We start from the raw sequence: 5,544 nt of genomic DNA, 5'->3' as shown, positions 1-5,544 counted from the left end.
GGCCCGTTCCACGACCCTGGAGTGACTATGGCAGCGCCCAAGTACGGACCCGAAACCACAGCAGCCGAGATCGTTACGCAGCTCGATCTACACGGGCGGCGCGCGGTCGTTACCGGCGCGAGTTCAGGCATCGGTACGGAGACCGCTCGCGCGCTGGCGTCGATTGGCGCCGACGTGACCTTGGCGGTGCGCAATGTCGAAGCCGGCCACAAAGTAGCCGACCAGATCGCCGGAACCCTCCCCGGCGGCGGCGGAACGGTGAACGTGGCGGCGCTGGACTTATCCGACCCTGCCTCGGTCGCAGCCTTTGTGCGCGCCTGGACGGGTCCGCTGCACATCCTGGTCAACAACGCTGGCGTGATGGCCTTGCCCCAGTTGACGCGGACCACATCGGGCTACGAAATGCAGTTTGCCACCAACCATCTCGGCCACTTCGCCCTTGCCACGGGCCTGCACGGGTCAATGGCCGCAGCCGGGAATGCCCGCGTGGTGTCGGTGGCCTCGATCGGGCATCTGTTCTCGCCGGTGGTTTTTGACGATTTGCACTATCGGTTCCGTCCATACGACCAGTGGACGTCCTATGGCCAGTCGAAGTGCGCCAACATCCTGTTCGCGGTCGGCGCCGCGCCTCGCTGGGCCGGCGATGGCATTGCGGTCAACTCTGTGATGCCAGGCAATGTCGCGACCACGGCGCTCGCCCGGCACATGAGACCCGAGGACTTGGCCGCCTTTGGTGAGACGACAGACCTTGCACTGCCGCCGGTCAAGACGATCCAGCAAGGCGCCGCAACGTCGGTGCTGTTAGCGGCCAGTCCCGACGTCGAGGGTGTCACCGGGCGCTACTACGAAGACTGCGCCGAGGCTGCGACCGTAAGCGAGCGCGCCAACCACACCGGCGGTGTCGCACCGTATGCCCTCGATCACGACAACGCCGAAAGGCTCTGGCAGATTTCCAACCAGCTCACCCAATAGCGAGGGTGTGACAACACTCCCAACGGGTCGGCACGACTCGGGCGCACGGACACGCGCGAGCTTTGTCAACATTATTGTTGACGAAAATGGAGACAGCTGACATGATCGTCTGGACCGATCGAAAGCTAGTGGCTGTTCGATCGTTCGGCCGGATTGAGGACCGAGAAACCAGGACGCATGTGTGTAGCCCGATTCGGGACAACACGCTGAACTGGAACGGAGCATTCACCATATGGACCTACAGCTAACGGACCGAGCTTGCCTTGTAACAGGTGGCACCAAGGGAATCGGAAAAGCCACGGCGATGATGCTGGCCGGCGAAGGTTGTCGGGTCGCGATCGCGGCACGTTCGAAATCCGACCTGGAATCGGTTGCCGATGACTTCGAAAAGGCAGGGCTCGACCGTCCAGCGCTCATCGCGGAGGACCTGACGGCAGACGGCGCCGCAGAGCGAATCCGTGAACAAGTGGAACAGTCGATCGGCACCCTCGACATCCTGATCAATAACGCTGGGGGCGCCAGATACCTCGCCTTGAATGCGTCGGATGCAGAGTGGTCTGAGGCGGCAGCCATCAACCTTGATGCACCGCGACGTTTGGCAGTCGAGTTCCTCGATGGGATGAAGCAGCGGGGATTCGGGCGGGTGCTGAACATCACCGGAAGTAGCGAGCCGTACGTGGGAAAGAGCGAGCCGTACACGATCAACGCCGCCAGCGCAGCCAAAGCCTCTTTGCACATATGGTCTAAATCGATGTCGACGGCCGTCGCCAAATACGGCGTCACCGTCAACTGCGTGGGGCCGGGTTTCACCGAGTCAGAGCAAACGGACCAGTCGTTTCCGCCAGGCGACGCTCGTGATGCCCTCATCGCCGACCTCATCCCGTTGGGACGAGCCGGCCGGCCGGAAGAGCTCGCGGCGGTCATCACCTTCCTAGCCTCACCGCTTGCCTCATTTGTCACGGGCGCCGTCGTCCCGGTCGACGGCGGCACTCGGGAATTCGCATTCTGACTGCCGTCAACCCGATGGCGAAGGCCCTTGCGGATCCGTGATCGGATGTGCCGGCGACTGCTGCTGCGGCGGCAAGTCCTGCGGGCCAATGCATATCACTGTGCAACCGGGTGTCGCCGGGGCCAGCGACTGGGACGGCCCAATCGGTTGCTGTAGGGATATCTGCGATTGTCCAAAGTCGACTAGGGGCGTCTGCGCCAGCGGATCGGTGGGCGGGAGGCCGTGGATGTTGAGCGGCAGTCCCGGACCGAGTCCCTCGGGATGCTCCAGATGTAGGTCGCCGAGGCCCGGTGCCGGCCCGGTCACCGGTGGCAGGTCTACCGGAATCACGCCGGTGGCATAAGCCGAGGCCCAACCCAGCACATTGCGGGCGTACGGGATCGAGTTGTTGTAGCGCAAGATCGCCGACATCACCTGAGACTGGTCGCGCAAGTTCAGGCCGCCGCTGCAGAGGTACCGGGCGGCGGCCAGCGTTGAGTCGTAAAGGTTCTGGGGATCGGCCACGCCGTCGGCGTCACCGTCGGAGGCATATCGCGCCCAGGTGCCGGGCAGAAACTGCATCGGGCCCATCGCACGCGCGTAGGTGACGCTGCCGGCGCCACTGCTTTGGACGACGACTTCGTTTCCCGGCAGCGTGCCGTCCAGCGCCGGTCCGTAGATCGGCCGGACGGCGATGCCGCGCGCATCGGTCGCACCGCCGTTGGCGTGGCCGGATTCGATGCGTCCGATACCGGCCAAGAGATTCCAGCTGATCCCGCAGTTGGGATCAGCGGTGGTCATCATTTGCTCGGCATTACGGTACGCAGCCAGGGCCTTTGACGGAATGCCCAGTCCATTAGGCGAATTCACCACCGATGCCGGCGGCGGAGCCGACTTGCTGACCACCGCGATGTGTAGACCGACTGGCGGTCGCGCGACGGCGACCATGACCGGCCCGGACACCTCACGACTGGCGGCTGCATCAACCGCGACCGGAGTAATGACCACCCGGGGCAAATCCGGTGTAGGAGCGGGCACCGGGCGTGCCATGCCGCTGACGGCACAAGCAAATACCAACGAAGTTATCGCAACGACGCTTAACGCTGAGCTCGGTGTCATACGGATTATCCACTGGCGCAACGTCGCACGGTGACACTGATTAAACCTCCACTCAGCCAAGGCCTTGGGCGGTCTGCAGACCAAAGCCAGTTCCTCGGTATGGGGCCTCAGGCGGTGGCGCGCCATTTTGTCTCAGTACCCGCGTTGGGTGGGGATCGACGGGGTATCCGTGCCCTCGTCGGGCGGTTGGTAGTGCGCCCCGGAGTTCCCCAGCTGCCAGATCTGAGCAAGGTGCAGGAGATTAACCGCATACGAGACTGGGTAATTGGCCGCGAACTCATCGTTGGGGACGATGTCACTTTTCAGATCACCCATCAGTCGGGCAAAGCCCTCGCCCCGGCGTTTGTCGGACATTGCATGTCCAGAGTTGATGGCTTCGCCAGGGTTCAGAAAGTCGTAGTGCCGCCGGACCATCACGTCGTAGACGTACTCGACCTGCGGTGCCGGAGCGGCATGTCGACTCCTTCGTCGGTGTCAGGCGCCGGGGAACCCTGGTGATGCAGCTCACAAACTCGGTAGTGAGACCACGGTAGGCGCGGGCCGACCGCCCCGGCGAGACAGTTCTGGCCGATCAGCATCCGTTGCTGGCCGACTGTGTCGGGTTGGCGGCGTGCGGCCGCGTCGCGTCTACCTGCCGGCGACCAGCTCAGGGCTGACAATCTCGGCTCAGAGCCGGAGGTGCTCCTGGTGCAGCACAACGTGATTGAATGACGCCCCGATTGGGCTTTCGATCGTTCTATCGGATGTCACCTACACCGAAAGGATCATGGATGTTCGTCGCAACAATTGTCCTGACCATCGTTCTGGCCGCGGTATTCCTCGGCGCGGGAATCCCGAAAATCCTTGGCACCAAGACATCGCTGCGGATGCGCGACCAGCTGCAGATCAACCCTCAGCTGTATCGCGTCGTCGGTTTCTTGGAGATCGCGGCGGTGGCCGGGCTGTTGATCGGTCTGGTCGTGCCTGTGCTCGGAGCGGCGGCGGCCGGGGGACTCGCACTGTTGATGATCGGTGGGATCGTCACCCATATCTGCGCCGGCGAGGCGAAGGGTTCGCTGCCGGCGGCGGTCCTCTTCGTAGCGACCGTGGCCGCGGCCGTCTTGCGAATCTTGTCACTGTAGGCCGATGGCACCCTGGTCACTGGCGGCCCGCGACGCATCCTCGGCGCTAGTGATGCGCGGCAGACCGCGAGAGGCCCCGTGTATCGGCATCAGTGACAACGATCAGGACCCCCAACACCGCCATTTCCGGATCATCGTCAGCCTCAGGCGGCTCGTCGCGCGCAGCTGGCCGCGTTAATGTCGATCGCGGCGCGGTTGGCGTAGTCGTGGCCCGCATGACAGGAGCCAGCCGCGCCGTCACGGACTCCGTAACCACCAACCTCGGACACGCAGCCCCGCATCACCTGGCAGATGATGCCTGACGCGCGGCGCAGAAAGACACTGACATCGTGATCTTGACGACGCGGACGCCATGGAACTGAAGCTGCCCGACTGGGCCACTGACTGGAAAACAGCGTTCTTCACGGCCGAACGGCGGTTGTCTCCCCGCCTGGAGCAGGCGGTAGGCACCGATACGGTCCTTGATGCCCTGACCGTCGCCAATTCCCTTGGCCGGCTTGCACACCGGTCAGCTGACGCTGCACGCTACGCAATCGCGGACGCCCTGGGCCTTCCCAGCTCTCGCCAGATTGCCCAGCTGCAGTACAGCATCGACCGGCTCGTTGACGCCCAGGAGTCGCGATGGGCAGGCCGCCCCGAGTCCACGCGGCGCTCATGATCGGGACGGCGTCAATCAGCGGTTTGGCAGATGCCGTCGCGGTAACTGCCGAACGCCAGATCAGACGGGCCGTCAACGGGCTGCGGTTAGCTGCCGGATTGGACCGACCTGGTGTCGGCTGCACACCGCGCACCGTGATCTGGTCACGGGGACGGGCCAGCCTGATGCATTACACCGCCGGGGCGGATGCAGGCCTTCCGCCGATCTTGTTGGTTCCCAGCCTCATCAACAGGAGCTATATCTGGGATCTGCGCCATGGTGACAGCTTTGTCGAACATCTCCTCGATGCAGGGTATGACGTCTTATGTCTGGACTGGGGCGTACCCGACGCGCGCGACGCGCAGAACAGCATGTCGACATACGTCGATGACTACATGATGGCCGCCGTCGGCGCCGCGACACGACACTGCGCGAGTGTGCCGATCGTCATCGGACACTGCTTCGGCGGTCTGATCGCCGTGCTGTGGGCCGCATCCACCGAGCAGCAGCCGCCGGCACTGATAACCCTGGCGGCCCCCACCAATTGGGACGAGGTGGGTCCGCTGTCCTGGTTGACACGGCAGGGTCGGATCGAACCCGAAGACGTCCTCGATGAAACCGGTAACGTGCCGCCGGCGGCGATGCGTGCCGCGTTCCGGATGATCCGCCCGTTGGGAGATCTCGTCACCTATGTGACCCTCTTGGAC

At 63.9% G+C, this 5,544-nt stretch carries 7 protein-coding genes; 5 read left to right on the top strand and 2 right to left on the bottom strand.

Annotation, left to right across the window (positions count from 1 at the left end; all coding sequences use genetic code 11):
• Window positions 1-27 precede the first annotated feature (27 nt).
• Together WAN02_RS05360 and WAN02_RS05355 are read left to right on the top strand one after the other, a co-directional pair.
• Window positions 28-972: an SDR family NAD(P)-dependent oxidoreductase gene (locus WAN02_RS05360; RefSeq protein WP_422263140.1), complete on the top strand. Its 945-nt coding sequence runs from the start codon at window positions 28-30 to the stop codon at window positions 970-972.
• 232 nt (window positions 973-1,204) lie between these two features.
• Complete coding sequence (locus WAN02_RS05355) at window positions 1,205-1,981, top strand: SDR family NAD(P)-dependent oxidoreductase (protein WP_422263139.1); 777 nt, start codon at window positions 1,205-1,207, stop codon at window positions 1,979-1,981.
• A 6-nt stretch (window positions 1,982-1,987) separates the two neighbouring features.
• On the opposite strand, the gene WAN02_RS05350 is transcribed toward WAN02_RS05355, so the two are convergent.
• The gene (locus tag WAN02_RS05350) at window positions 1,988-3,079 is read right to left on the bottom strand and encodes a lytic transglycosylase domain-containing protein (RefSeq protein ID WP_422263138.1); all 1,092 of its coding nucleotides are present in this window, start codon (window positions 3,077-3,079) and stop codon (window positions 1,988-1,990) included.
• Between the two features lie 132 nt (window positions 3,080-3,211).
• Window positions 3,212-3,433, bottom strand: coding sequence for a hypothetical protein (locus WAN02_RS05345; protein ID WP_422263137.1), 222 nt, complete (start codon window positions 3,431-3,433; stop codon window positions 3,212-3,214).
• A gap of 416 nt (window positions 3,434-3,849) precedes the next feature.
• Between WAN02_RS05345 and WAN02_RS05340 the strand changes: the two genes are divergently transcribed.
• From WAN02_RS05340 to WAN02_RS05330, 3 genes are all read left to right on the top strand, one after another.
• Complete coding sequence (locus WAN02_RS05340) at window positions 3,850-4,200, top strand: DoxX family protein (RefSeq protein ID WP_422263136.1); 351 nt, start codon at window positions 3,850-3,852, stop codon at window positions 4,198-4,200.
• A gap of 352 nt (window positions 4,201-4,552) precedes the next feature.
• Window positions 4,553-4,858: a hypothetical protein gene (locus tag WAN02_RS05335; protein ID WP_422263135.1), complete on the top strand. Its 306-nt coding sequence runs from the start codon at window positions 4,553-4,555 to the stop codon at window positions 4,856-4,858.
• The coding region (locus WAN02_RS05330) for an alpha/beta fold hydrolase (protein ID WP_422263134.1) at window positions 4,822-5,544 on the top strand (723 nt) is incomplete at its 3' end. The genes WAN02_RS05335 and WAN02_RS05330, both read left to right, overlap by 37 nt.

Origin of the sequence: Mycobacterium sp., assembly GCF_049281135.1 — a bacterium.
Lineage (GTDB): Bacteria > Actinomycetota > Actinomycetes > Mycobacteriales > Mycobacteriaceae > Mycobacterium.
The sequence above is the reverse complement of the archived record's forward strand: the minus strand, read 5'-3'. Positions and strand labels throughout refer to the sequence as shown.